Source organism: Brachybacterium sp. NPDC056505, assembly GCF_042794925.1.
GTDB lineage: Bacteria > Actinomycetota > Actinomycetes > Actinomycetales > Dermabacteraceae > Brachybacterium > Brachybacterium kimchii.
Map to the genome: position 1 here is coordinate 149,676 of NZ_JBHTSV010000001.1, position 23,474 is coordinate 173,149.

Sequence of the window (23,474 nt, forward strand, 5' to 3'; positions counted from 1 at the left end):
ATCGAAGGGGGTCGACCTCAGGGGAAGTGCGGGTCCTGGTCCTGGTCGCGCAGGGAGCCGAGCTCCGTGATCGGGGCGCCCTCGAGCTCCGCGCGCACCGCCACGTCGTCGAAGTCCAGCAGCTTCGTGGCCAGCTCCTGGGCGTCGCCGTCGCCCACGAGGTGGTGCAGACGGTCGGCGTCCCAGCCGTCGGGCTCCTCGCCCGCCTGCACCCGGCGCAGCGCTGCGACCAGCTCGGCGAAGCCGAAGATCCCACCGGAGTCCTCGGGCGGGCAGGCGCCCTCGCCGCCCAGCAGTTCGGCGGTCTCGCTGGTGCCCTCGCTCGTGCCGGCGACCGCGACGCGATGCTCCCAGTCGTCCCCCATGTCGTACAGATAGGTCAGGACGGCGCCATCGCCGAGGGCGTCCTCGAGGGTCACGCCGCGCTCCTCGGCTTCCTCGGACTCCGGCTCGAGGAGCCAGCGCGCGCTCGCCGTCCAGTAGCTCTCGCCGCGCCCGAAGCCGTGCCGATGCGTGTCCTCCCAGCCCATCGCGATCTGCAGCACGTGGTGCAGATCGGTGAGCAGCACGTCGGAGGGCAGACGCACCTCCCGCCACACGGCGGGCTCGCAGTCGACGAGGGTCACGCGGAGATCGAGGATCGTCATGCGGCCCACGGTAGGCCGATCGACGGACATCGACGGGGGAGCTCGCGAGGTCCCGCGGCACAGAGTCGCCCCGCGTCGCGCTGCGGCACGGCGACCTTCCTCGGCACGGCGTCGGCCCGCCGCTCGAGCGAGTGACGGGCCGACGGGGTGGGGAAGCGGGTGGGGCTCAGGCCTGGGGACGGAGCGGCTCAGGCCTGCTGGAAGGAGAGGCACTCGGCGGCGGCGCCGGCGCCCGGACCCATGCGCACGGAACCGGCCGAGCACTCGAGGTCCTTGTTGAACACGCAGTCGGTCTGCTGGCACGCGCCCACCTGGGAGATGACCTTCGAGAGGCCGCCCTTGGTGTCCAGGGGGATGAACGTCGCGCAGTCGTGATCGGCATCGACCGTCACCGCGAATGCGGTGCAGCCGTCATGGTTGTAGGAGCATCCGGAGACCGAGCACTCGGTCACCTTCGGCATCTCGATGGCGGTCATGTCTCCTCCTGTGCAGGTCAGCGCCCACATCGCGGGCTCTGCAGGAAGAATAGACGTACTCTGCGCAGAATTCTAGAAAGGAATACCTGCCTTACCTCTTAAGGGGACGGAGGTATTTCGAAAAGCCTCTGCTTTTCTAAAAGCCAAGGGGTTCGTAAATGCGTGCGCGGCCGAACGCCCCGAGGGCCTGCACCGCGGCCCCTGCCGGGCCAGCGCCGCGGTCCCCGCCGGGCCTCGGGGGCGTCCCCCTGGGCTCAGTGGCCCCCGCCCGTATAGAGCTCGGGCACGGGCAGGCCGCGCTCGGAGCGGACCCGACGGCTGATGCCCTCGGTCGCGATGAGAGCGTCCACGACCTGGTCCGCCGTCACCGGGAAGGGCATCGCATGGATCGTCTCGCCCTCGACGGTCGCGGCCTCGGCGACGGCCTCGATCTCGTCGCGGTCCTCCGGGCTCAGTCCGATCTCGGTGAGCGTGTTGGGCAGTCCGACCTGCGTGGTGAAGGCGATGAAGTCCTCGGTCTCCTCCGTCGGGGCGCCCTCGAGGATCAGCTGCGCGAGGGATCCGATGGTGACCTTCTGGCCGTGGGTGAGGCCGTGGGTCTGCGGGGCGGCCGTGAGCCCGTTGTGGATCGCGTGCGCCGCGGCCAGGCCGCCGGACTCGAAGCCCAGGCCCGAGAGCAGCGTGTTCGCCTCGACCACCGCCTCCAGGGCGGGCGTGACGACGTGCGCCGCGACCGCGTCGAGCGCCGGCAGCGCGTTCTCCCACAGGATGTCCCAGCTGAGCTCCGCGAGCGCGGTGCCGGCGCGGGTGGGGCGTCCGCCCGCCATCGCGTCCGCCGTGCCGCGGCGGGTCGCGCGGGCCTCGAGCCAGGTGGCCAGGGCATCTCCGATCCCGGCCGCGAGGAAGCGCACGGGGGCGTTCGCGACGACCTGGGTGTCGATGAGCACCAGGTCGGGGTTGCGCGGGAAGAAGCGGTACTCGACGAACTCGCCGTCGGCTGTGTAGATGACGGCGAGCGAGGACGTCGGCGCATCGGAGGAGGCCGCCGTGGGCACGCTCGCCCAGCGGACCCGCGCGAGGTGGCCCGAGGCCTTCGCGGCGTCGATCGTCGACCCGCCGCCGAGCCCCACGATCACGTCGTGCCCGCCCGCGGCGATCACGTCGACCAGCGAGTCCACGGCCTCCGGCGTCGCGAACCGCTCGAAGCCCACGCGCGTGGCGGGAAGATCCGTCGTGGCGAGGGCATCGGTGACCTGCTGGGAGAACAGGCCCCACACGGTGTCGTCGGCGACGATCAGCGGATTGCGGCCGAGCCGGGCGAGGTGGGTGCCGAGCTCGTCGAGCGCCCCCTTCCCCTGGACGTAGCGGCTGGGGCTGGCGAGGACGGTGAGTGAGGGCGAGGTGGTGGAGGGCATGGCACGGCGCTCCTTCGGGCCGACGGTCGGGCCCTGCGCTGCGGGCCCCTGATACCCCCGAGTCTTCGCCCGGGTCGAGGGGGTGGGCAACGGGGGTTCTCGTCGGCCGAGAAGGCGCCCGGGAGAGGCCGCTCAGACGCGTGCGCGCCGCGCCCGCCACCTCTCCCACGCCCAGCAGAGAGCCGCGAGGGCGCACATGATCACCAGGATCAGCCCGCCCACGGTGAGCGCGCTGGCGTAGCCCACGCGCGGGACGTCGATGAACGGGTACGGGTACCAGCTGGTCACGGCCCCGTGGACGAGGGTCCAGACCAGGTAGGCGAGCGGAAAGACCAGGCTCGCGGCGAAGGTGCGCGCGTGCACGTGGCCCCGCGGGCCGATCACCAGCCACACCACCGGCGCGAGCACCGGGACCAGCATGTGCTGGACGGTGTCCAGGATCGTCGGCATCCCGGGAGCGATCACCGCGCCCGGCCGCAGCAGGAACCAGTTCACGACCCCGGTGATCACGATGCCCGTGACCGCGTTGAGGGTGAGCACGCGCAGGAGCGGCCCCGGACGTCGGCCGACGGTGAGGGAGACCGCGACGAGGGCGACGAACAGGTTCGTGAGGATCGTGAAGTAGGAGAAGTAGCGGACGACGCTCACGATCAGGCCGGGCCCGTCGGCCGGGGAGAGCGCGGTGCCCACGGTCTGCACGAACGAGCCGCACATCCCGAACACGGCGCACACCGCGACGATCCCCCAGAGGATCCGCGGAGCCGCGCCGAGCGTGGTGGTCGCACCTCCGGCGTCGAGCGAGGTGGACGGGGGAGCGGACGCGGCGCTGGGCATACAGGCATTGTCCACCCGAGGGCGACCGCCCCTCAGCCCCGAGCGCGCCGGGCTCGTGAGAAGCCGACCCACACGAGCACCGCGATCAGCACCGAACCGATCGCGAGGACGACCCCTCCCACCAGCACCGCACCGGTCACGCCCACCGCGGCGCCGAGCAGGGCGAGGGTGAGACCGTTGCCTGTGCGCAGGCCGCTGCCGATCATGTTGTACACACCGACCACGCGTCCGCGCTGCTCGATCGGGGCGCGCAGCTGCACGACGGCCTGGCCGATCGACATCGCCGCCATGTTCGCGACGCCGCCGATGACCAGGGCGATCACCGCGATCGCGTAGTGCGAGGTGGTCGCGACCACCACCGTCGTCAGCCCGAAGAGGAAGGTCGCGACGACGGCCGCGCGGGTGTCGGGCCGCACGATCCCGGTGGCCTCGAGCAGGAAGCCTCCGAGGACACCGCCGGCGCCGTTGGCGAACAGCAGCACGCCGTAGCCGAGGCCCGCGGAGCCCGCGCCGAGAGCGTCGGCGAAGGACGGCATCGAGACCTGCAGCGAGGAGCCGACGCACACCGCGACCAGGCCCGCGAGCACGATCATCGCGATCAGCACGGTGTCGGAGCGCACCGTGCGCAGCACCGAGAAGGAGTCCAGGATGCTCAGGCGCTCGCGGCGCACGAAGCCGCTGCGGGTGTGGCCCGTGAAGGGGGTGCGCAGCATGAGCAGGGTCATCGGCAGGTAGAACAGGACGTTCGCGAAGATGCCCCATGTCGGCCCGAGCACGAGCATCAGCACCGAGCCGACCACGGGACCGGCGAGCACGCCGAGGCTGCGGAAGGTCGCATTCAGGCGCACCGCGCCGGGGAGGTCCTCGGGCTCGGCGAAGTCGTGGAGCAGGAGCTGCTCGGCAGGGGCCCACAGGGCGCCCGCGCAACCGTGCAGGACCAGCAGCACGCACGCGTGCCACATCTCGAGCGTGCCCGTGAGGAAGAGGACGCCCCAGGCCAGGGACACGAACGCGAAAAGCCCCTGGGCGATCTGGATGATGCGCCGGCAGTCGAAGCGCTCGGCGAGCCCACCGAACCACACCGAGAGCAGCAGGAACGGCAGCCAGTGGCTGATCACCTCGAAGCCCACCAGGCCGGGGGAGTGGAACTGGTTCCACAGCACCCAGTAGGTGATGACGTGCTCGATGTTGTCGCCCATCATCGAGAGCCCCGCGGTGAACAGATAGGGGCGCGAGTGCCCGTCGCGCAGGGCCGCGAAGCGCCGGGGTGCGGTGGCGGTCGTGCGGATCATCTCCTGGGGTGGGGGCTGATGTGAGGAGTGCCGACGAGGGCGAGCGCCGACCGCAGATCACCCTAGTCCGCTCCGCACGCCCAGGTCATGAGGGGGTCACTGGATGGTCGGGCCGAGGGACCGCAGTCGAGCCGAGGTGCACGACCCGCGCCCGGATCCCGTCCAGATCTCGTGCCGCCGCTTGACGCGCGAGCCCCTGCGGGGCTTCAGTTGGCCCCTGGATTCCGGGACGACCCGCCCCGGCACGACGACGTGGAAGAGGGGCAGAGATGGACGCATCGCGCGTGCGAGAGCTCTCCGACATGGCCACCATCAGGCTGCAGAACAAGCCGGGCACGGGGTCCTCGACCCGCGGCGGCTGGATGATGATCTCGACGATCCTCATCGAGGCGTGGGACCTGTATGCGATCTCGTTCCTGTTGATCTTCATCAAGAACGAGTACGAGCCGACGGCGATCCAGCTGGGCCTGGCCACGGCGGCCGTCCAGGGCGGCGCCCTGGTGGGCGCGCTGATCGGCGGCTACGTGGCGGACCGCCTGGGCCGCAAGAAGGTCTTCCTGCTGACGATGGCGCTGTTCATCGTGCTGGCGGTCATCCAGGGCTTCTCCCAGAACATCTGGGACCTGATCATCATCCGCTTCCTCATCGGCATCCCGCTGGGCAGCGACATCTCGAACGGCTACGCCTACATCATGGAGTCGATGCCCAAGGGCAAGCGCGAGCAGATGGGCAGCCGCTGGCAGTTCATGTTCGGCCTGGGCGAGGTCGCTGCGATCGTCATCGTCACGATCATGTACGCGACCGGCATGCCCCACGAGATCCTCTGGCGCGTGGGCCTCGCGCTCGGCGCGATCCCTGCGATCATCCTGCTCATCTCCCGCGTGAACCTCCCCGAGACCCCGCTCTCGCTGGTCCAGCGCGGGCGCTTCCGGCAGGCCAAGCAGTCCTCCGAGAAGCTGTTCGGGGATCCGCTGGAGATGCTGCCGGACGAGGACGTCGAGCTGCCCCGTGTGAAGGTCAGCGACTTCCTCAAGGTCATGTGGGCCGACCCGATCAAGAAGCGCAGCACGATCTTCGGCTGGATCTCCAACGCCATGCAGGGCGCCGAGTTCACCGCCTTCGGCTTCTACCTGCCGGTGATCCTCGTGGTCGCCGGCGTGGGCGTGAGCACCAGCGGCGACGGCACCGAGAGCTACATCGGCACCAACCTCATCACCGCGCTCATCTACTGCGTGGCGACGGTCTCCGGCTTCACCGCCCCGATCGTGCTGCCGAAGCTCGGCCACCGCGGGCTCGCCATGGCCGGCTACGGGATGGCGTTCATCGGCCTGGTCGCGGGTGCCTTCGCGCTCGGGGCCGACATCAAGCCGCTGATCGTGATCGCCGCACTCGTGCTCATGTGGGGCCACTACTGGGACGCCTCGAACGGCATGACGATCGTGTCGATGGTCGCCCCGCCGCGCTTCAAGGGCACGGCATCGGGCTTCGGCTACGTGTTCGTGAAGGCGGCGTCGTTCTTCGGAGCCTTCGTCTTCCCGGTCATGACGGCCGCCTGGGGACCCGTCGGCGCGACCCTCGCCGTCTCCGTGCTCTCGCTGATCGGCTTCCTCTCCGCCAAGTTCATCCTGCCGGAGGTCTACGGCTACGTGGAGTCCGAGACGGCGCACCTGCAGGAGGCGGCGCTGAAGGGCGAGTCCGAGGCATAGGCGCAGGCATGGACGACGGGGGTGCAGTTCGCCCCCGGGCCTCCGACCCGCAGCACACGACCACACTCACGACGAGAGGACATCATGCCCGTTCCCGCCTACCCGGCCTCCGACCTCCCCGAGCGTCCGACGGTGATCGTCACCGGCGCCGCCTCCGAGCGCGGCATCGGCCGTGCGACGGCGCACCGGCTCGCGCGCGACGGCTGGGCCGTCGCCGTGCTCGACCTCGACGGCGCCGCGAGCGAGGCCGTCGCCGCCAGGATCTCCGAGGAGACCGGCATGCCCGCGCTCGGTCTCGGCGTCGACATCTCCGACGAGCAGGCCGTGATCGACGCCGTCGCCCGCATCGACGCGGAGCTCCCGCAGCTCGTCGGGGTCGTCAACAACGCCGGCATCTCTTCGCCGACCCCGTTCACGGATGTCGGCACCGAGGAGTGGAAGCGGGTGTTCGACGTCAACGTGCACGGCACATACTTCGTGACCCGCGAGGCGGTGAAGGTGTTCCGCCGCCACAGCCTGGGGCGGATCGTGAACGTCTCGAGCGCCTCGGCCGAGCGCGGCGGAGGGGTCTACGGACGCGCCGCCTACTCCGGGTCGAAGGCGGCGCTGCTGGGCATGGCCCGCACCTGGGCGCGCGAGCTCGGCGAGTACGGGATCACCGCGAACTGCGTGGCGCCCGGCTCGATCGACACCGACATCATGGGCGGCCGCCTGAGCGACGAGCGCAAGACCTTCCTGCTCCAGGAGCTGCCCGTGGGGCGCGTGGGCACCGTCGAGGACGTGGCCGGCGGCATCGCCTACCTGCTGGGACGCGATGGCGGCTACCTCACCGGCGTCACCCTCGACATCAACGGGGGCTCCCACATCGCGTGAGCTTCGCGTGAGACGCGTCGTCAGCCGCGAGGGCGTCCGGGTTCACCACGTGGGGCGGGCGCTCGCCGCGGACGGCCGCGACCATGGCCGCGGCGATGCGGGACTTGAGCTCCGCCTCCGACTCCTCGCTGTACCAGGAGGCGTGCGGTGTGAGCACCAGGTTCTCCTCCTCCAGCAGCGGGGAACCGGCGGGGATCGGCTCGGTCTCGAACACGTCGAGCGCCGCGGAGCGCGGCCGGCCCGCGGGCAGGGCTGCGAGCAGCGCCCCGGTGTCCACGACGCCGCCGCGGCAGGTGTTCACGAGCATCGCGCCGTGCTTCATGCGCGCGAGGGCGTCGGCACCGATCAGGTGGTGGGTCGCGTCGGTCAGCGGGACGTGCAGGGAGAGGACGTCGCTGCGCTCGAGGAGGTCCTCGAAGGCGAGAACGGGCGTGCCGTCGTCCGAGGTGCTTCCGACCTCGAGCATCGGATCCGAGCCGACGACGGTGAAGCCGAGGGCCCGCGCCTTGGTCGCGGTCGCCCGGCCGATGCGGCCCAGGCCCACCACGCCGAAGGTCTGCTCGCACACGCGGTGCAGGGGCTTGATCGTCTCGAGCCCGTAGCGGCCCGCGCGCACCTGCCGGTCGAGCTGCGCGGTGCCGCGCACCAGGGTCATGGCCAGCGCGATCGCATGGTCGGAGACGTCCTCGATCGAGTAGTCGGGGACGTTGCACACGGGCACGCCGCGGGCGGTCGCCGCCTCGAGGTCCACGGTGTCCACACCCACGCCGTAGCGTCCGACGGCCTTCAGGTCGGGCAGCGCGTCGAGCACCCGAGCGGTGATGGGGGCGTACTGCACGAGGATCGCGTCGGCACCCTGAGCGGCGGCGATGACCTCGTCCTCGGTGGTGGCCTGGGCCTTCACGAGTTCGATGCCGGCGGCGTCGGCCGCCTGCTGCTCCTCGGCGAAGGCCTCGTGGTCGCAGTCGACGATGGTGATGCGGTGCGCGGACGCGGACGTGGATGCGGATGCAGGTGCGGGCACGATGCTCCTCCTCGAGCGGGCTTTCATGGGTGCGCGGCGGGCTGCTCCGAGACTATGGGCGGGCGCGATCCGCGCGAATCGCACGTTCGCGCACTGGCACGGGGCGGGGCATACGGGGGTGCGGCCTGCGGTATGCGCACAGGGGAAGGTGCGGGAGCGTTACGAGTTGCGGTGGGAAATGGTCGGTAAGGGGCCGGCGTCGGAAGCGTCGATTTTCCACCGCAATTCGTAGCCCCCTGCCACCCATCCCCCTCGACGCCGATCCGGGCCCCAGGTCTTTCTCGTCCCGGGCTCCCGGGGAGGGGGAGGGGGGAGAGAGACGGACAGGTACGACGACGGCCCCTCCGATCGCTGGATCGGAGGGGCCGTCGGATCTTGGGTCGTCGGGTGGAGCCGCAGGCCGGCCGATCCGATCGTGGTTCGGCTCCGCGGGTGCGGCCGGCGAGGCCGATCGGCGGGAGTGGCGGCCGAGGGCCGCGCCCCGAGGTCAGTTCTCCTCGAGGGACCCGTCGTAGGCGCAGATCGCGTCGACCTTCGCGGCAGACGACGAGTTCGGGTCGAACTCGAGATCCAGCCACACGTCCACCAGGGCCTTCGCGGACTCCAGGCCGATCACGCGCTCGCCCATGCACAGCACCTGCGCATTGTTCGACAGGATCGAGCGCTGCACCGAGTAGAGGTCGTGCGCGGTCACCGCGCGGATGCCCTTGACCTTGTTCGCCGCGATCGCGACGCCGAGGCCGGTGCCGCAGACCAGCAGCGCACGGTCGGCCTCGCCGGCCGCGACCTTCTCCGCCGCGTCGACCGCGACGTTCGGGTAGTAGGTGCCGTCCTCACGGCCGGTGACGCCGACGTCGGTCACGGACGCGACCCGCTCGTCGGCCTCGAGAAGAGCCTTGAGCTCCTCCTTGTACCCGTATCCGGCGTTGTCCCCGCCGACGACGATCCTCAGTGCCATGTTCTGCTCCTCGTGGTGGTGCGTGGTGCGTGGTGCGTGGTGCGTGGTGCGTGGTGCGTAGTGCTGGTGTGTGGTGCGCGATGTGCGCTGGTGGTGCGTGCTGGTGACACGGGTGGTCGGACCCCGGCCCCGACCCCGCCCCGGCCCGCTCAGGCGGCGGCGCCCTGCTTCTGGCGGTGGTCGAGCTGCATCTGGGCGTAGACGGCGGCGACGCGGGTGGCCTCGATCATCGACTCGCCCTGGGCGATGCCCTTGCCGGCGATGTCGAAGGCGGTGCCGTGGTCCACGGAGCTGCGCATGAAGGGCAGGCCCAGGGTGATGGTCACGGCGTTCTGGAAGTCGTAGGTCTTGCAGGCGATGTGGCCCTGGTCGTGGTACATCGACAGGATCGCGTCGTGGTGGCCGTCGAGGTTGAAGGCGAAGATCGCATCGGCCGACTGCGGACCCACGGCGTTGATGCCCTGGGCCTTCGCGTCCTCGACGCCGGGGCCGATGTGCTCGATCTCCTCGGTGCCGAACATGCCGCCCTCGCCCACATGGGGGTTCAGCGCGGCCACTCCGATGGAGGGGTTCTCCATGCCCAGGGCGCGCAGCTCGCCGTCGATGTCCTGGAGGTACTGCAGCACGCGCTCGCGCGTGATCTGGTCGCAGGCCTGGCGCAGGGAGACGTGGCGGGTCAGGAAGAACACGCGCAGCTTGTGGCAGTTGAACATGGTCAGCGCGTACTTCGAGCCCGTGAGCGCCTGGTAGATCTCGGTGTGGCCGATGTGCGGGACCTCGGCCTCCTGCAGGGCGGCCTTGTTGATCGGGGCGGTGGAGACCGCGTCGATCCTCCCGGCCAGGCCCAGCTCGATGGACTTCTCCAGGTAGGAGTAGGCGCGCAGGGCGGCGGCCCCCTGGACCTTCCCGAACTCGATCTCGGCGTCGTTCTCGACGTCGGTCTGCAGCAGGTCGATCGTGCCCAGCTCGAAGCGGGCCTCCGAGGGGTCGGAGATCATGTGGAACTGCGCGTCGACGCCCTGGATCTTCGCGGCCAGCTCGAGGCTGTCGCGGTGGCCGATGACGAACGGATCGCAGATCTCAAAGATCTCGGGGGACTGCATGGTCTTCAGGACGATCTCGGGGCCGATGCCGGCGGGGTCGCCGAGCGTGATCGCCATCGTGGGCTTGCGGGGCGCGGTGGTGTCGGGGGCAGTCATGAGGAGAGGGTCCTTTCGTCGAACAGGCGGTTCACCGACTGGAGGGCGGTGACCTCGGTGCCGGTGAGTCCGCCCTTGCAGACCACCGGAAGATGTGCGTACGGGCCGCCCACGATCCCGGCCTGATCGACCTGGGGGATCACGTAGTCGACCATGGCGAGGCCGTCGGCCTCGAGGGCCTGGCAGGTGGCGACCATGACGTCGCCGCCCGTGAGATAGGCGCCGGCGAGGTGCTCGCGCCCGATCTCGTCGAGCACCAGGCGGGCCAGCCGCCCGAATCGGTGCGTGAGCAGGGTGGAGATGCGATGTCCGGTGAGTCCGCTGGCGGCCTCGAGGTCGGCCTTCGCGGTGCGGCCGCCGCTGATCACGGTGTCCAGGGCCAGCAGGGCCACGCGCACCGGCTCGGGCCCGTCCAACAGGCCTCGCAGCGTCCCGCGCACGCGCGCCGCCTCGACCTCGAAGGAGGTCTCGTCGCCGATCAGGCGCAGCACGTCAGCCGTGAGCACCTGTGTGCCGGGCTCGGCCGCGAGTCTGGTCATCTGCTCGTGCGTGCGGGCCGACGCGCTGCCGGCGACCACCGCGATGGTGCCGTGCTCCGCCTCGGCCGACGGGGCGGTGCGCAGCGGACGCTCGATGCTCTCGGCGCCGGCGAGCAGGCCGCGGTGGGCGGCCAGGCGCACGCTGAAGGGCCCGGGGTCGACGGCCACCACGCAGCCGCCGACGGCGACGACCGCGCGGGCGATCTCGTCGACGTGCTCGATCGTGGCCGCATCCAGCACGATCGCGCGCACGCCGCTCTCGTGCAGGCGCGCGAACCGCGCCCGCAGGGCGGCCTGCCCGGCGAGGACGTCGGCGAGGCCCACGTGCGCGACCTCGCGGGAGAACTGGCGGGACAGCAGCGTGGGCAGATGGGACTCGGTGACCGGGGTGCGGACGTCGCGCGCGACGTCGGTCTCGGCGAGCGGCACGGAGTCGATGAGCGAGTAGCCGCCGACGACGATCCGGCGGGACTGCGGCATCGCCGGGACGATGATCGCGGTCGGGTCCTCGCCCGCGTCCTCGAGGGCCGACATCATGCCCTCGACCTCGGGGCCTACGCCGCCGCGCAGGGTCGTGTCGATGCGCTTGGACAGCTGCTCGGCGCCGAGGGCGAGGAGCTGCTCGGCCGCATGCCGGACCCGGCCGAAGGCGACCTCGGGCTCCATCGCGCGGGAGTCCGTGGAGACGATGATCGTGTCCTCGTCGCCGGTCACGGCCTCGGCGATCCCGTGGTGGCGGAACAGCACCGTGGGGCGGGACCCCTCGCGGGCGATCAGCGCGCCCACGGTGGTCCCGCCCGTGAGGTCGTCTGCGACGATCCCGAGACGGCTCACGCGATCACCTCGTGGGGGTCGTCGGAGGCGAGGGACGAGGGTCCGTCGGTCGCGGTGATCGCGCCCTGCTCCTTGCGGGGGCGGATCTCGGTGATGCTCAGCAGCAGCACGAAGCCGACCACGAGCACGCCCACGAAGTAGCTGAAGGCGATCGAGTAGCTGCCGGTCGCGTCGAGGAGCGCACCCACGATGATCGGGGCGAAGAAGCCGCCGAGGTTGCCGCCGGAGTTGATGACGGCGATCGTGAACGGGTAGGTGCGCCCGGTGGTCAGGTTCATCGCGTACGAGGTGAACGAGGACCAGCCGATGTTGAGGAAGAACCCGGTGAGGATCAGGGCCGTGACCAGCAGCGGCGTGTTCTGCGGGATGACGATGACGAGCGCCATCATGATCGCGGTCATGAGCGCCGTGATGAGGGCGGTGGGCTTGCGGCGGCCGCGGAACAGGCGGTCGGAGACGGCGCCGCCCGCGATCGCGCCGATGATGCCGCCGATGAACGGGGTCGAGGCGACGAAGCCCATGCCCACGGCGTCGAAGCCGCGCGCATCGCGCAGGTAGGTGGGCACCCACGTGATCATGCCGTAGAGGACGTTGTTCATGAAGAAGTAGGCGAGCGTGATGCCCCAGACGTTCCAGGACTTCAGCACGGAGCGGGCGTCGCCCAGGGGAGCGGAGTCCTTGAGGCGGATGATGCGGTCGATGATCCCCATGTCGCCGAACTCGCGGGCCACGACCGGGACGGCGCCGGCGACGTCGCTGATGTAGTCGGCCTCGGCCTGGTTCACGAGCTTCGCGTCGCTCGGGCGGGAGCGGACCACGAGGAAGAAGACGATCGCCATGATCGCGCCGGGGATCGCGAACCAGTGGAAGACGGCACGCCAGCCGGCGGCCTCCGCGATGAACACCGCGATCACGGGGACGACCAGCGGCGCGACCTGCGTGGAGGCGATGTAGACGCCGGTCGCCAGGCCCTTCTCCTTGGTCGGGAACCAGCGGTTGATCGTCGAGGTCATGCCCACGGGCGTCGGCCCCTCGAGCACGCCCAGCAGCAGGCGCAGCACGATGAGCATGACCGCGGTGGTCGTGAAGCCCATGAGGAAGGTGATCACCGAGAACAGCAGCACCGCGATCGAGACGATCGTGCGGGTGCCCATGCGGCCGATGAGGATGCCGGCGGGGATCTGGGAGATCGCGTAGCCCAGGAAGAAGAAGCTCGAGATCGCGCCCAGCGCGGTGTTCGAGACGTGGAACTCCTGCTGCATGTACGGCAGCACGGTGCCGACGTTCGAGCGGTCCGCCATCGCGACCACGTAGGTCAGGAAGATCGCGCCGAGGACGAGCCAGCGGTACTGGGTGGGTTTGCCGAGGCGGCTGCGCGGTGCGGACATCGCTCACTCCTTCGTGGGTCCGGGCGGGTGAAGCGTGAGCAATCGTCGCATCGAGAGGGTGGATCTGAGCAATGAGAGGGACGGAATCGGGAAAATGTGTCACTCTGGGGTCAGAGGCGCGACTCGCGGGACTTTTCCCAGCGCCCACGTCATCGGTGCCGTCCCGAGGAGCCAGCCATGCTCAGTCCGTCCCAGCGCGATCGACTGGCCGACGCCGCCGAGCTGTACTGGGGCCGCGATCTGAAGGTCGAGGCCGTGGGCCGGGAGCTCGGCGTCTCGCGGTCGACCGTCTCGAGGATGCTCGCGCAGGCCCGCGCCGAGGGCGTCGTCGAGTTCCTCATCCACCGCGACCCCGATTCGCCCGCGATCCGCCGCCAGGAGCTCGAGGACCGCTTCGGCATCCAGGCCGTCATCGCCGACGTCCCGGCCGACGCGAGCGACGCCGCCCGCCGCCTCGCCGTGGGGCGCGAGGCCGCCGGACTGCTGCTGGGCCTCGTCCAGCCCGACTCCACCCTGGCCGTCACCTGGGGCTCCACCATCGAGGCCGTCTCCTCGCAGCTCACCCACCGCCGCGTGCGCGGGCTGCACGTGGTCCAGATGCACGGCTCGGGCAACGTCGCGAGCCTCGGCAAGAACTACGGAACAGTGATCCTGGACCGCTTCGGCGGCGCCTTCGGGGCCGACGTCCACCTGTTCCCCGTGCCCGCGATCTTCGACTCCGCCCAGACCCGCCGCCTGATGTGGCAGGAGGGCAGCATCCGTCGCACGCTCGCCATGCGCGCGGGCGCCCAGATCCTGCTGACCTCCGTGGGCGTTCCCGACACCGACCACCCGAGCCGGCTCTACGAATCAGGCTTCCTCGCCGCAGGGGACGTCGAGGAGCTCGCGCGCGAGAGGACCGTCGGGAACCTCGCCTCGATCTTCTTCCGGGCCGACGGCTCGACCGACGGCATCGCCGTCAACGACCGCTCCACAGGCATGCCCTTCGACGAGGTCCGCCGCATCCCCGTGCGCCTCTTCGTCGCCGCCGAGGCCGGCAAGACCGAGGCCCTGCGCGCGGCCCTGACGGCCGGGCTCGTCACGCACCTGGTCGTGGACTCGACGACCGCGCGGGAGCTGGTGGCGGGGGAGTAGGGGCGGGGGAATAGGGCCGCGGACCTATGATCGCGGCATGTCGGACCTGCCGCAGCTGCTTCGCGCCGAACGCTCCCGCCTCGTTGAGCTGCTCACGGAGCTCGACACCGACGACTGGGAGCACAGCACGCTCTGCCCGTCGTGGTCCGTCCACGAGATCGTCGCCCATCTCGCTGCGGCCGCGTCGACGCCTACACCGATCTGGCTGCTGACCATGATCCGCTCGAGATTCGACACGGATCGCCACAACGACCGCCTGCTGCGTCGGCATCTCGAGAACGGACCCGCCGCCGCCATCCGATCGTTCCAGGCGACCATCTCAACGACGAACGCCCCTTTCGGCGCGCTCGAGGCGGCGCTCGGCGAGGTGGTGGTCCACGGCCAGGACATCGCGCGTCCGCTCGGCCTGCCACTCGATCCTTCACCCGAAGCGTTGCGTACGGTCGCGGAGTTCTTCGCGCGCAAGGATTTCGCCGTGAACAGCGCGACGCTGGTGAAGGGACTGCAGCTCTGTTCGACAGATCTCGACCTGCGCCTGGGCGATGGCCCCGCCGTCTGCGGTACCGCGCTCGACCTCGTGCTGACGATGGCCGGTCGGGCACAGGCCGCGGACTGCCTCGAGGGTGAGGGCGCAGTCCTCCTACGCGAGCGGCTCGGAGCACTCGCCTGACTCGACCCGAGCGACCCGTTCAGGCCCGAGCGGCACGCCCCACGGGCGTGGGCCGTGAGTGGCGTTCCGGTACGGAGATAGGGCTGTGCCGGAACGCCGCTTGCCGCCCACTGACCAACGCGCGGCAGATGACTCGGGAAGGAGGCCGCGGACCGACGGCCGGACCGGCGCCGAAGCCGGGCCCCGACTCACTCCCTCGAGCCGTACCAGGCCCGGCAGCCGTCGGCGCCGGGCGCGGTGGTGATCTCGAGGAGCCGCCCGGTGGAGGTGCGCACGAACGTGGGGGAGTAGTTCGGGCACGGGGAGTCGTCGGAGTCCTCCACCGGTACGGGCGCGGGCTCGGTCGACCAGGAGATGTCCCCGGTCAGAGCGCTGTTGCGCGCGCGCAGCAGCACCTGGCCGTTCTTCGGGGAGATCGCGCCGTCGACGGTGTAGTGCATCTGCGAGCCCAGGATCACCGAGCCGTCCGCATCCAGGGTGAGGGTCGGCGTGTGGCGGGGCTCGGTGCCGTCGTCGGCGACGATGGCGGCGTCCCTCGCGGTGACCGGACCCCAGTCGCGGGGATCGTCGGCCGTGCGCACGAAGAGACGGCAGGCATCGGTGGGGCTGGGCCCGCACACCTCGTAGGTCATCGCCCAGCGGCCGTCCGGGAGGCGGCGCACGTTGGGCATGCCCGGCCGGGACGTCGGGTCCTCGAGCTCGATCACGGGCACCGGGTCGGTCCAGTTCAGAGCGTCCGTGGAGGTCTGCAGGACGATCTTCTGCGAGTGGCGCTCGGCGTCGGTCTCATCGCAGTAGAGCAGCACCAGCATGCCGTCATCCGTGGTCGCAAACTCGGGCTCCCAGAGGCCGCCGGTGTTGGCGGCGGCGTGGGTGATGGCCAGTCGCTCCCAGCTGCGGCCGAGGTCCGTGCTCGCCCAGACGCGGATCGTCATCCGGCGCTCGGGCGCGTCGGCGCCGACCGAGGCGCTCCAGAGCAGGGTGCCCTCCGGCAGGTCACCGATCGCGCGCGGGAGTTCGTAGAGCGTGGCGCAGCAGATGCCCTCCCCGCCCTGCGTCGCCTCGTCGAAGACCTTTCCGACCTGGGCGAACGTGGCGCCGCCGTCGGTCGACTCGAAGATCGCGCCAGAGCCCTCCGCGCCGTCGGCCCCCTCGAAGGTGACGACGGAGGCGAGCAGACGGTCGTCCGCCTCGCCCTGGTGCGCGAGGCGGATCGCTCGCGGGTACAGGCCGATGCCGTCCTGCAGCAGACGGGGTGCCTGGTCGGCCGCCCCGGCGCCGGAACCCGCGCCGGAGCCCGAGCCCGCACCGCCCGTCGGTCCGTTCCCTCCGCCGGCACCGGCCCCGGAGCCGCCCGGCCCTCCGGGGGGCCCGGCGGCCGATGCGGGGCCGGCGATGCCGGCGACAGCGTAGCCGGTCAGGGCGGCGGTGAGTGCGGTGGTCAGGGTGCGTCGTTGCATCTGCGTCACGTCCTCTTCTGGGGATGCGGGATCACTGGGTTCTCTGCAGCCGGATCATGGTCCAGCTGATCGGGGGCAGGGTCGCGGAGAGGCGGGTGGTCGCGAGGGCGCCGTCGTCGCCTGCATTCTCGAGATCCACGTCCTGCAGGGGATGGGGCACGACCCGTTCGGGGCGCCGGGCCGAGTTCGTGCGGTGCGGATCGTCTTCGTGCAGCAGCACGGCCTCGACGAGCTCGAACCCTGCGTGCTCGCCGCCCCTTGCACGCCCGCCGTCCCCTGCACGCCCGCCGACGCCTGCGTCCCCGAACGCCGCGAGGTCCATGTCCAGCTCGAGCGCGTCGGCCCCCGAGCGGTTCACCGCGAAGACGGCGAGCTGCCCGGTCACCTCGTCCCACGTGGCGACCGAGTAGAGCGCCGCGCTCTCGCCGAAGCGGCGGTTCTCGACGGCGGGGGAGTCGACGCCGGTCACGAGCACCTGGCCGCGCGCGTGCCGGGAGGTCAGCGCGAAGGGGTGGAAGATGCTCTGGCGCCAGGCCGCTCCGCCGACCTCGGTGCGGATCGGCGCGAGCACGTTGACCAGCTGCGCCTGCGAGGCGGAGGCCACGCGGTCGGTGTGCCGCAGCAGGCTGATCAGCAGCGATCCGACCACCACGGCGTCCTGTGCGCTGTACGCGGACTCGGCGAAGCGCGGCGCGACGGGCCAGTCCTCCCCGCTGGGCTCGGTGCCCGAGTTCCCGCGGGAGGCGACGACGTTCCACTCGTCGAAGCTGATCATGATGCGCTTGTCCGCGCCCTGCAGCGCGCGCACGTGGTCGCTGGTCGCGACGACGGCGTCGATGTAGGCGTCCATGTCGTCGGCCGAAGCCAGGTAGGAGGCCTGGTCGCCGCGCGACTCGCGGTAGTAGACGTGGGCGGAGAGCATGTCGATCGCGTCGTAGCCGGCCTCGAGCACCGCCTGCTCCCAGGCCCCGAACGTCGGCATCCCCGCATGGGAGGAGCCGCAGGCCACGAGCTCCAGGTCGGGATCCGCACGGCGCATGGCGCGGGCCGTCTCGGCGGCGAGCACCGCGTAGTCGCGGGCGGGCACGTGGCCGAGCTGCCAGGGCCCGTCCATCTCGTTGCCCAGGCACCACATGCGGATGCCGTAGGGCTCCGCGTGGCCGTTCAGCGCGCGATGGTCGGCGAGGTCGGTGCCGACGGATCCGTTCGCGTACTCGAGGACGTCCAGCGCCTCCTGGGTGCCGCGGGTCCCGAGGTTCACCGCGTACATCGGCTCGACGTCCGCAGCGTCCGCCCAGGTCATGAACTCGTCGAGGCCGAAGGCGTTGGTCTCGGTGGAGTGCCAGGCGAGGTCGCGGCGCACCGGGCGGTGCTCGCGCGGTCCCACGCCGTCCTCCCAGCGGTAGCCGGAGACGAAGTTCCCGCCGGGGTAGCGCACGCTCGAGACGCCGAGCTCGCGCACGAGCTCGAGGACGTCGGTGCGCAGGCCGTCGGCGTCGGCGCTGGGGTGATCGGGCTCGTAGATCCCCGTGTAGACGCAGCGCGCCATGTGCTCGACGAAGCTGCCGAAGGTGCGGCGGCGCACGGGGCCGACGGCGAGACGGGGGTGAAGGTGGACGGCGGCGTGCAGGGTCATGACCGACTCCTCCGGCCCACGGGATCGAGGGCAGCAGATGCACAGCGGGCCGCCGGGGACCGTTCCCCGGGGCGGTCGGACGTGTCCGCGGGCCGATGCTTGCCGACTCTAGTTCAACGATGTACCTTGTGCCACACCTCACAACGAATCCGCGGGGTCTCGACGGGGAGACCGGGCTGCGACGACGCAGACGCGACACGGACGGGACGAGGCAGAACGGATCCCATGAGACGACGACGATTCCTCACCGGAGCCCTCGGGGCCGCCGCCGCTGCGACCACGGCGAGCGCGGCGAGCGGCTGCGGGAACCTCCACTCCTCCGACCCCGACGTCCTGACCTTCATGTTCCGCGGCTCCACGGAGGAGCGCGACGTCTTCGCCCGCGCCGTGGACGTGTTCATCCGCCGCACCGGCATCCAGGTCAACCTCATCTCCACGAGCGTCGACCAGTACGCGACGAAGCTGCAGACCGCGATCCTGGGCAACTCCACACCGGACCTCTTCTACCTCGAGCCCACGCGCACCATGGCGTACGTGACCAACGGGGTCCTCGCGGACCTGTCGCAGTACGTCGACGCCACCGATCTGCCCGTCGACGACATCTGGCAGGCGGGCCTGGACCTCTACCGCTTCGACGGGGAGAGCATCGGCAAGGGCCCGCTGTACGCGATGCCCAAGGACGTCGGCCCCTTCTCCTTCGGGTACAACAAGACGCTCTTCGAGGAGATGGGCGTCGAACCGCCCGACCCCGACGAGCCGCTGAGCTGGGACGAGTTCCTGGACCGCTGCAAGGCCCTGACCGGCGACCGCGACGGCGACGGGAAGACCGACAGCTGGGGCAACTCGGTGAACATCACCGCCGAGCTGCACTCCTACGTATGGTCCAACGGCGCCGACTGGGTCGACGAGGACGCCCGCACCGTCACCGTCGACACCCCCGAGTTCGCCGAGGCCCTCCAGTACGTCGTCGACCTGCGCGAGAAGCACAAGGTCACGCCCTCGATCAACGAGTCCGAGGGGCTCGACGGCTATCAGCGCTGGCTGCGCGGCCAGATCGGGTTCTTCCCCGTGGCCCCGTGGGACCTGACGCTCTACCGCACGCTCGACTTCGACTTCGACCTGTGCCCCTACCCGACGGGTCGCTCGGGCGTCTCGGCGACCAACGTGGGCTCGCTCGGGATCGGCGTCTCCGCGAACAGCCGGCGCCCGGACCGCGCCGCCGAGCTGGCCATGTTCCTCTCCTGCGACCCCGAGGCGCAGGAGATCATCGTCGGCCAGGGGCAGACGATCCCCAACACCCGCACCCGCGCCAAGGAGTGGGTGAAGGACACGTCGATCGAGCCGCGGAACAAGCAGGAGTACATCGACATCGTCGAGGACTACGGGCACTTCGTGCCCAACACCCGCACCTACACCCCCGAGTGGCTCGACACCTTCTTCACGAACATCCAACCGGTGCTCGAGGGCCGGCAGGACGTCGGGGAGTACCTGAAGACCACGCAGCCCGTGATGCAGGGATTCCTGGACCAGGGCTACGACCAGCTCCGCATCGACCAGGAGGCGAACTCCTGATGAGCGCCACCACGCCCGTCGGCCCCGCCGCGAACACCCCGCCGCCCGCCGCTCTCGTCCGGCCCGGCCGACGCTCCGCGCGCGCCTCGGCCGGGGCCCGGACCTCCGGCGCGTCCCGGCCGCCCGGCCGCGGCCGCCTCACCCGCCCCGAGCGGATCTGGGGCCGGATCTTCATCGCACCCCCGGTGCTCGGCTTCGCGCTGTTCGCCCTCGCCCCGCTCCTGTTCTCCTGCTACGCGGCCTTCACCCATTGGAACGGGCTGTCGTCCCCGGTGTTCTCGGGGCTGACGAACTTCCGGACCATGGCCGGCGACGCGCAGTTCTGGCAGTCGCTGTGGAACACGCTGTTCCTCATGATCGGGATCCCGATCGGCCTCGCGATCTCGCTGGCCCTGGCGATCGCCCTGAACCGGCGCATGCCCGGCCGCGCGGCGTTCCGCGTCATCTACTACCTGCCCGGGGTGTCCTCCGTCGCGGCCATCTCGATCCTCTGGCAATGGGCGCTGAACGGCGACTTCGGCCTGGTCAACGAGCTGCTGCGCATGGTCGGCATCGACGGCCCCAACTGGCTCGCGGAGAAGACCTGGGTCAAGCCCGCGCTGATCCTCATGGGCGTCTGGAAGGGGCTCGGGTTCTCGACCCTGCTCTACCTCGCGGCCCTGCAGTCGGTGCCGCGGAACCTGCTCGAGGCGGCGATGCTCGACGGCGCGGGCGCCTGGCGGCGCTTCCGCCACGTCACCCTGCCGATGCTCAGTCCCGTCACGTTCTTCCTGGTGGTCACCGGCATCATCGGCGGCGCCCAGATGTTCGCGGAGATCAACATCATGACCCCCACCGGAGGCCCCGAGTTCGGCTCCGCGACCATCGTCTGGTACATCTGGCAGCAGGGCTTCCAGAACCTCAAGCTGGGGTACGCGACAGCGATGTCGCTCGTGCTGGGAGCGCTGATCTTCCTGGTCACGGCCTTCCAGTTCTACCTGAACTCCCGCAACGTCTTCACGGTGGAATGAGGAGGCCCGACATGGCTGCCACCAGTGCCGTCCCGACCGCCCCGCTGCAGACCTCCGGGGTCGCGCCCGATGCCGCCCGCCGTCGGCGGAAGAAGAGCGAGCGCCGCTTCCAGTCCCCGGCCGACGTCATCGTGTTCGTGGTCCTGTGCCTGGGCGCGTTCACCATGCTGCTGCCGCTGGCATGGATGCTCTCGACCTCCCTGAAGACCCAGGAGAACGTGTTCGCGCTGCCGCCGCAGTGGATCCCGCATCCCGCGCAGTGGGCGAACTACCTGCGGGTGTGGGAGGCGGGTCCGCTGCTGCGCGGCATCGCGAACTCCGCGATCATCTCCCTCACCGTGATCACGGTGGGCACGGTGACCTCGTGCTTCGCCGCCTACGCGTTCTCGAAGATGCGGATCCCCGGCAAGAACGCCCTGTTCCTCGCGCTGCTGGGCGGGATCATGATCCCGTTCCCCGCGCTCATGATCCCCACCTTCATGCTGTTCTCGAAGATCGGCTGGGTCGACACCCTGCTCCCGCTCATCGTCCCCGGACTGTTCGGGAACCTGATGATGGTGTTCTTCCTGCGCCAGTACCTGATGAGCGTGCCCGACTCCCTCATCGAGGCCGCCGTGATCGACGGTGCGAACCATCCCCAGATCTTCTGGAGGATCGTGCTGCCGCTGATCCGCCCCGCGATCGCCGCGCAGGTCATCCTGTGGTTCATGGGCACCTGGAACGACTACCTGGGCCCGATCATCTACCTGAACTCCGAGAACGTGCACACCCTGCAGCTGGTGATCGCGAACTTCAACGCGACCTACGCGGTGGAGACCGACTATCCGCTGATCATGGCCGCCTCGATCATCGCGCTCGTGCCCGTGCTCGCCGTGTTCCTCATCTTCCAGCGCCAGATCATCGAGTCGATCGCGCTGACCGGGAACAAGGGGTGAGGCGATGACGCAGGTGCGGGAGGACCGGGTCGGGGCCGAGGGATCGGGCGCCGTGCAGGGCGTCATGGCCGCGCTCGCCTGGCTGCCGCGGCTGCTCGCCCTCCACGTGGCCTGGGTGGTGCTGGTGCTGTGCGGCGGCGTGATCGGCGGGATCGCCCCGGCCACCGCGACCCTCGCGGCCGCGCTCCGCGGGGAGGTCCCGGGAGCCGACCCTCTCGAGGGCAAGAGCGGGTTCGGCGGTGCGGCCCGTGCGGTGCTGGGCCGTTTCCGTGCGGAGCTCGGGCCCGCGAACGGCGCGGCCGGTCCGTTCCTCGTGATCGGCCTCGCCGCAGGGGCGAACCTCGCCCTCGGGATCGCCGGGGCGCTGCCGGCGTGGTTCTTCCCGGCGGGCTTCGTGGCCGCGGGCGTCCTCGCGGCGATCAGCGTGCTCGCGCTCTTCCACGCGATCGCCCTGCACGTGCTGCGGCCCGACGCGCCTGCGCCGATGCTGTGGCGCGGGGCTCTGGCCGGGATCGTGCTGCTGCCGATGGCGACCGTCTCCTGGGCGATCACCCTGGTCGCGGTCGGGATCGTCTCGGGGATCATCCAGCCCGTCGGCCTGCTGCTGGGAGGTGGGATCCTGGTCGCCGTGACCACCCTCGTCCTCGTGCGCTCCTGGCAGTCGCGGCTCGACGCCGCGACGGTGTGATGGTCGACGAGCGGGCCGTGCCGTCGGCCGAGCCCTCGTCGGCCCTCGATCACGACCCCTCCGCCCAGACTCCGCCGGCCGGATCTCCGCGTCCGCGGAACGTGACGATGCGGGAGATCGCCGAGCGGCTCGGGGTGTCGATCAAGACCGTCTCCAACGTGGTCAACGAGCGGCCCAACGTGGGGTCAGCGACCCGTGAGCGCGTGCAGCAGGCGATCCGCGACCTGAACTACCGCCCGCAGGTCGGCGCGCAGCAGATGCGCACCGGCACCAGCGGGCTCATCACGCTGGCGATCCCCTCGCTCGCGGGCACCTACTTCTCCGAGCTCGCCCAGGCGTTCGCCGACGAGGCCCAGAGGCGCCGCCGCAGCATCATGCTGCACAGCACCGCCGCCGGCCGCGACGAGGAGGCGAGCGTGCTCTCGGGATTCACCCGGGTCCTCGGCGACGGCGTCGTGTTCAACCCGCTGCTGATCGGCGAGGACGTCATCGCGGGGCTCGGGGGGACCATCCAGCCGACGGTCTTCATCGGCGAGCACCTGGCCGAGGCCGCGCTGCCCGCCGGCAGCGACTACGTGCGCACCGACAACGAGCGCGCGGCGCACGACGCCACGGCTCATCTGCTCGGCCTGGGCCGCCGCCGCATCGCCTACCTCGGGATGCTGCCCACCACGGAGTCGCGCCAGGCCCACTCCACGAGCCGCCTGCGCCTGGGAGGCGTGCGCCGCGCGCTCACCGAGGCGGGTGCGCCGGAGCCCGTCGTCCCCACGGTCCCCACCTGGAGCCAGGAGGGCGGGCTCAGCGCGGTGCGAGAGCTCATGGAGGCGCACCCGGAGGTGGACGGGATCGTGTGCGGCAACGACGACCTCGCCCGCGGCGTGCTGCTGGGGCTGCGCACGGCCGGGATCGGCGTGCCCGGCCAGGTCGCCGTGATCGGCTACGACAACATCCGCGAGGCAGCCTTCACGACTCCGCCGCTGACCACGATCGACCCCGACAAGCAGGCGCTCGCCGCGACCGTCCTGGATCTGCTCATCGAGAGGATCGGCGGGTACGACGGTCCCGCGCGCGTGATCGAGGCGCCCTACCGTCTGGTGGTGCGGGGGAGCGCGGGGTGACGCGAAGGACCGGACCGGTGGGGCAGGCGAGACGAGCCGGCCGACGGTCGACAGCGGATGGAGCCT

21 protein-coding genes are annotated in these 23,474 nt (G+C 70.8%); 9 read left to right on the forward strand and 12 right to left on the reverse strand.

The features are described from left to right. Positions 1 to 17: 17 nt before the first annotated feature. The 5 genes from ACFQ53_RS00720 to ACFQ53_RS00740 form a co-directional block, all read right to left on the reverse strand. Entirely contained in the window at positions 18 to 647 is a 630-nt protein-coding gene (locus ACFQ53_RS00720; protein WP_377853886.1) for a plasmid pRiA4b ORF-3 family protein, read from the reverse strand. A 188-nt stretch (positions 648 to 835) separates the two neighbouring features. Continuing rightward, positions 836 to 1,123: a DUF1540 domain-containing protein gene (locus ACFQ53_RS00725; protein ID WP_377853889.1), complete on the reverse strand. Its 288-nt coding sequence runs from the start codon at positions 1,121 to 1,123 to the stop codon at positions 836 to 838. Between the two features lie 254 nt (positions 1,124 to 1,377). Further along, positions 1,378 to 2,538, reverse strand: a complete 1,161-nt coding sequence (locus tag ACFQ53_RS00730) for a glycerol dehydrogenase (protein ID WP_377853892.1) — start codon at positions 2,536 to 2,538, stop codon at positions 1,378 to 1,380. Between the two features lie 132 nt (positions 2,539 to 2,670). Then, complete coding sequence (locus tag ACFQ53_RS00735) at positions 2,671 to 3,372, reverse strand: Pr6Pr family membrane protein (RefSeq protein ID WP_377853895.1); 702 nt, start codon at positions 3,370 to 3,372, stop codon at positions 2,671 to 2,673. A 32-nt stretch (positions 3,373 to 3,404) separates the two neighbouring features. Further along, the gene (locus tag ACFQ53_RS00740; RefSeq protein ID WP_377853898.1) at positions 3,405 to 4,664 is read right to left on the reverse strand and encodes an MFS transporter; all 1,260 of its coding nucleotides are present in this window, start codon (positions 4,662 to 4,664) and stop codon (positions 3,405 to 3,407) included. A 269-nt stretch (positions 4,665 to 4,933) separates the two neighbouring features. On the opposite strand from ACFQ53_RS00740, the gene ACFQ53_RS00745 reads away from it, so the two are divergent. Then, the gene (locus ACFQ53_RS00745; RefSeq protein ID WP_377853901.1) at positions 4,934 to 6,370 is read left to right on the forward strand and encodes an MFS transporter; all 1,437 of its coding nucleotides are present in this window, start codon (positions 4,934 to 4,936) and stop codon (positions 6,368 to 6,370) included. A gap of 84 nt (positions 6,371 to 6,454) precedes the next feature. Then, positions 6,455 to 7,243, forward strand: a complete 789-nt coding sequence (locus ACFQ53_RS00750; protein WP_377853903.1) for an SDR family NAD(P)-dependent oxidoreductase — start codon at positions 6,455 to 6,457, stop codon at positions 7,241 to 7,243. On the opposite strand, the gene ACFQ53_RS00755 is transcribed toward ACFQ53_RS00750, so the two are convergent. The 5 genes from ACFQ53_RS00755 to ACFQ53_RS00775 form a co-directional block, all read right to left on the reverse strand. Continuing rightward, positions 7,218 to 8,267 carry a C-terminal binding protein gene (locus tag ACFQ53_RS00755; RefSeq protein ID WP_377853905.1) on the reverse strand — a complete coding sequence of 350 codons (1,050 nt, stop codon included), beginning with the start codon at positions 8,265 to 8,267 and terminating at the stop codon, positions 7,218 to 7,220. The genes ACFQ53_RS00750 and ACFQ53_RS00755 overlap by 26 nt on opposite strands. A gap of 487 nt (positions 8,268 to 8,754) precedes the next feature. Beyond that, entirely contained in the window at positions 8,755 to 9,225 is a 471-nt protein-coding gene (locus ACFQ53_RS00760; RefSeq protein ID WP_377853907.1) for a ribose-5-phosphate isomerase, read from the reverse strand. A 149-nt stretch (positions 9,226 to 9,374) separates the two neighbouring features. Next, on the reverse strand, positions 9,375 to 10,424 hold the full coding sequence (gene pdxA, locus ACFQ53_RS00765; protein WP_377853910.1) for a 4-hydroxythreonine-4-phosphate dehydrogenase PdxA: 1,050 nt from the start codon (positions 10,422 to 10,424) through the stop codon (positions 9,375 to 9,377). Beyond that, a complete protein-coding gene (locus ACFQ53_RS00770) occupies positions 10,421 to 11,797 on the reverse strand; it encodes a four-carbon acid sugar kinase family protein (protein ID WP_377853913.1) in 1,377 nt (458 codons plus the stop codon). Before ACFQ53_RS00770 ends, pdxA begins: the two co-directional genes overlap by 4 nt. Further along, complete coding sequence (locus ACFQ53_RS00775) at positions 11,794 to 13,185, reverse strand: MFS transporter (RefSeq protein ID WP_377853916.1); 1,392 nt, start codon at positions 13,183 to 13,185, stop codon at positions 11,794 to 11,796. Before ACFQ53_RS00775 ends, ACFQ53_RS00770 begins: the two co-directional genes overlap by 4 nt. 177 nt (positions 13,186 to 13,362) lie before the next feature. On the opposite strand from ACFQ53_RS00775, the gene ACFQ53_RS00780 reads away from it, so the two are divergent. Both ACFQ53_RS00780 and ACFQ53_RS00785 read left to right on the forward strand, forming a co-directional pair. Further along, positions 13,363 to 14,319: a sugar-binding transcriptional regulator gene (locus ACFQ53_RS00780; protein WP_377853919.1), complete on the forward strand. Its 957-nt coding sequence runs from the start codon at positions 13,363 to 13,365 to the stop codon at positions 14,317 to 14,319. A 37-nt stretch (positions 14,320 to 14,356) separates the two neighbouring features. After that, on the forward strand, positions 14,357 to 14,989 hold the full coding sequence (locus tag ACFQ53_RS00785; protein WP_377853922.1) for a maleylpyruvate isomerase family mycothiol-dependent enzyme: 633 nt from the start codon (positions 14,357 to 14,359) through the stop codon (positions 14,987 to 14,989). Positions 14,990 to 15,177: 188 nt separating this feature from the next. Here ACFQ53_RS00785 and ACFQ53_RS00790 read toward each other — a convergent pair whose 3' ends face one another. Together ACFQ53_RS00790 and ACFQ53_RS00795 are read right to left on the reverse strand one after the other, a co-directional pair. After that, positions 15,178 to 16,449 (reverse strand): sialidase family protein, encoded by a 1,272-nt coding sequence (locus ACFQ53_RS00790; RefSeq protein WP_377853925.1) that lies wholly within the window; start codon positions 16,447 to 16,449, stop codon positions 15,178 to 15,180. Between the two features lie 31 nt (positions 16,450 to 16,480). After that, positions 16,481 to 18,085 carry an alpha-N-arabinofuranosidase gene (locus ACFQ53_RS00795; protein ID WP_377853928.1) on the reverse strand — a complete coding sequence of 535 codons (1,605 nt, stop codon included), beginning with the start codon at positions 18,083 to 18,085 and terminating at the stop codon, positions 16,481 to 16,483. Between the two features lie 225 nt (positions 18,086 to 18,310). Here ACFQ53_RS00795 and ACFQ53_RS00800 point away from each other — a divergent pair, with 225 nt between their 5' ends. The 5 genes from ACFQ53_RS00800 to ACFQ53_RS00820 are packed head-to-tail and all read left to right on the forward strand — an operon-like array spanning position 18,311 to position 23,408. Further along, the gene (locus ACFQ53_RS00800; RefSeq protein WP_377853931.1) at positions 18,311 to 19,657 is read left to right on the forward strand and encodes an ABC transporter substrate-binding protein; all 1,347 of its coding nucleotides are present in this window, start codon (positions 18,311 to 18,313) and stop codon (positions 19,655 to 19,657) included. Further along, positions 19,657 to 20,667 carry a carbohydrate ABC transporter permease gene (locus ACFQ53_RS00805; RefSeq protein ID WP_377853934.1) on the forward strand — a complete coding sequence of 337 codons (1,011 nt, stop codon included), beginning with the start codon at positions 19,657 to 19,659 and terminating at the stop codon, positions 20,665 to 20,667. The genes ACFQ53_RS00800 and ACFQ53_RS00805 overlap by 1 nt, the downstream gene beginning before the upstream one ends. Before the next feature lie 11 nt (positions 20,668 to 20,678). Beyond that, the gene (locus ACFQ53_RS00810) at positions 20,679 to 21,602 is read left to right on the forward strand and encodes a carbohydrate ABC transporter permease (RefSeq protein WP_377853937.1); all 924 of its coding nucleotides are present in this window, start codon (positions 20,679 to 20,681) and stop codon (positions 21,600 to 21,602) included. 4 nt (positions 21,603 to 21,606) lie between these two features. Beyond that, positions 21,607 to 22,290 (forward strand): DUF624 domain-containing protein, encoded by a 684-nt coding sequence (locus ACFQ53_RS00815; RefSeq protein WP_377853940.1) that lies wholly within the window; start codon positions 21,607 to 21,609, stop codon positions 22,288 to 22,290. After that, a complete protein-coding gene (locus ACFQ53_RS00820; RefSeq protein WP_377853943.1) occupies positions 22,290 to 23,408 on the forward strand; it encodes a LacI family DNA-binding transcriptional regulator in 1,119 nt (372 codons plus the stop codon). The genes ACFQ53_RS00815 and ACFQ53_RS00820 overlap by 1 nt, the downstream gene beginning before the upstream one ends. Positions 23,409 to 23,474: the final 66 nt, after the last annotated feature.

What these genes read in the sequence shown, in the direction of transcription:
- ACFQ53_RS00720 (WP_377853886.1), bottom strand. Translation starts at nt 647, where the DNA reads ATGACGATCCTCGATCTCCGCGTGACCCTCGTCGACTGCGAGCCCGCC.
- ACFQ53_RS00725 (WP_377853889.1), bottom strand. Translation starts at nt 1,123, where the DNA reads ATGACCGCCATCGAGATGCCGAAGGTGACCGAGTGCTCGGTCTCCGGA.
- ACFQ53_RS00730 (WP_377853892.1), bottom strand. Translation starts at nt 2,538, where the DNA reads ATGCCCTCCACCACCTCGCCCTCACTCACCGTCCTCGCCAGCCCCAGC.
- ACFQ53_RS00735 (WP_377853895.1), bottom strand. Translation starts at nt 3,372, where the DNA reads ATGCCCAGCGCCGCGTCCGCTCCCCCGTCCACCTCGCTCGACGCCGGA.
- ACFQ53_RS00740 (WP_377853898.1), bottom strand. Translation starts at nt 4,664, where the DNA reads ATGATCCGCACGACCGCCACCGCACCCCGGCGCTTCGCGGCCCTGCGC.
- ACFQ53_RS00745 (WP_377853901.1), top strand. Translation starts at nt 4,934, where the DNA reads ATGGACGCATCGCGCGTGCGAGAGCTCTCCGACATGGCCACCATCAGG.
- ACFQ53_RS00750 (WP_377853903.1), top strand. Translation starts at nt 6,455, where the DNA reads ATGCCCGTTCCCGCCTACCCGGCCTCCGACCTCCCCGAGCGTCCGACG.
- ACFQ53_RS00760 (WP_377853907.1), bottom strand. Translation starts at nt 9,225, where the DNA reads ATGGCACTGAGGATCGTCGTCGGCGGGGACAACGCCGGATACGGGTAC.
- pdxA (WP_377853910.1), bottom strand. Translation starts at nt 10,424, where the DNA reads ATGACTGCCCCCGACACCACCGCGCCCCGCAAGCCCACGATGGCGATC.
- ACFQ53_RS00775 (WP_377853916.1), bottom strand. Translation starts at nt 13,185, where the DNA reads ATGTCCGCACCGCGCAGCCGCCTCGGCAAACCCACCCAGTACCGCTGG.
- ACFQ53_RS00780 (WP_377853919.1), top strand. Translation starts at nt 13,363, where the DNA reads ATGCTCAGTCCGTCCCAGCGCGATCGACTGGCCGACGCCGCCGAGCTG.
- ACFQ53_RS00785 (WP_377853922.1), top strand. Translation starts at nt 14,357, where the DNA reads ATGTCGGACCTGCCGCAGCTGCTTCGCGCCGAACGCTCCCGCCTCGTT.
- ACFQ53_RS00790 (WP_377853925.1), bottom strand. Translation starts at nt 16,449, where the DNA reads ATGCAACGACGCACCCTGACCACCGCACTCACCGCCGCCCTGACCGGC.
- ACFQ53_RS00795 (WP_377853928.1), bottom strand. Translation starts at nt 18,085, where the DNA reads ATGACCCTGCACGCCGCCGTCCACCTTCACCCCCGTCTCGCCGTCGGC.
- ACFQ53_RS00800 (WP_377853931.1), top strand. Translation starts at nt 18,311, where the DNA reads ATGAGACGACGACGATTCCTCACCGGAGCCCTCGGGGCCGCCGCCGCT.
- ACFQ53_RS00805 (WP_377853934.1), top strand. Translation starts at nt 19,657, where the DNA reads ATGAGCGCCACCACGCCCGTCGGCCCCGCCGCGAACACCCCGCCGCCC.
- ACFQ53_RS00810 (WP_377853937.1), top strand. Translation starts at nt 20,679, where the DNA reads ATGGCTGCCACCAGTGCCGTCCCGACCGCCCCGCTGCAGACCTCCGGG.
- ACFQ53_RS00815 (WP_377853940.1), top strand. Translation starts at nt 21,607, where the DNA reads ATGACGCAGGTGCGGGAGGACCGGGTCGGGGCCGAGGGATCGGGCGCC.
- ACFQ53_RS00820 (WP_377853943.1), top strand. Translation starts at nt 22,290, where the DNA reads ATGGTCGACGAGCGGGCCGTGCCGTCGGCCGAGCCCTCGTCGGCCCTC.